The sequence below is a fragment of the Actinomycetospora sp. genome (assembly GCF_055612215.1).
This window is the reverse complement of record NZ_JBVPVA010000863.1, coordinates 1-1086: the sequence shown is the minus strand read 5'-3', so window position 1 is coordinate 1086 and position 1086 is coordinate 1. Positions and strand designations below refer to the sequence as shown.

1 protein-coding gene is annotated in these 1086 nt (G+C 72.1%); it reads right to left on the bottom strand.

Annotated elements, in window-relative coordinates; all coding sequences use genetic code 11:
- Positions 1 to 1065, bottom strand: coding sequence for an inner membrane protein YhjD (gene yhjD, locus AC0CYZ_RS23485; RefSeq protein WP_472219817.1), 1065 nt, complete (start codon positions 1063 to 1065; stop codon positions 1 to 3).
- Between the last annotated feature and the right edge of the window lie 21 nt (positions 1066 to 1086).

Sequence of the window (1086 nt, the reverse complement as noted above, 5' to 3'; positions counted from 1 at the left end):
TCAGCGGCGGCCGCGCCGCATCCCGTTGACCCCGAGGATGCTGCCGACGACGCCGAGCACGGCACCCGCGCCGAGGAGGCCCGCCGTCGCGCCGGCGCCGGGGGTCCGGCCCACGGTGACCGCCGGCCGGACGATGACGGGCGCCGGCTCGGGGATCTCCTCGCGCTCGTTCTCCTTGAGCGTCGCCGCCCAGGCGGTGACGAACAGGATGAAGCGCGAGACGAAGTTGGCGAAGACCAGCAGACCGATGATCGGCCCGAACGCCGCGCCGGCGGGCGAGTTCGTGACGCTCGAGATGTAGACCGTCATGACCTGCTGGAGGACCACGAAGCCCACCGAGGCGAGGATCGCGGCCCGGCCGGCCGAGCGCAGCGTCACCGGCTCGCGGGGCAGCCGCGCGATCACCCAGAGGAACACCAGCCAGTTCGCGACCAGGGTGATGACGATGCCGGCGATCGTGAGGAGCACCTGCACCCAGACCTGCCCCTCGAGACCGAGGAAGCGGGCGATGGCGTGGGAGGCGCCGGAGGCGACGCCGGTGATCGCGAACGACAGGGCGAACGCGATGCCCAGCCCGATCATGGCGAGGAGGTCACCGAGGTAGCGCTTCACGACCGTCGGCGGCTCGCCGCGCTGGTCCCACTGCTCGGACAGGGCCTCGCGCAGGTTCGACATCCAGCCGAGGCCGGAGTAGAGCGCGCCGAGCAGACCGATGATCCCCACCGCGCTGCGCTGCGCGATCGCCTGGTCGATCACGCTGTTGAGCAGGTCGCCGAGCCCGGGCGGGGCGGCCGCGGTGATGCTGGACTGGATCTGGCCGAGCAGCGCCTGGTCGTTGGCCAGCACGAACGCCGCCGCCGCGAACGCGATCATCAGCAGCGGCACCATGGCCAGGATCGAGAAGTAGGTGATGGCCGCGGCGTAGTGATCCCCGTGCTTCTCGGTGTAGCGGGCGCCGGCGCGGACGAGGTGGTCGAGCCACGGGTACCGGGCGCGGAGCTGCTCGAGCTTCGTCGGCTCCGCGGTGGTGCTGTCGCCGGTCGTGCCGGCGGTGGTGGTCGTCATCGCGCGCTCGCCCCTCTCGTC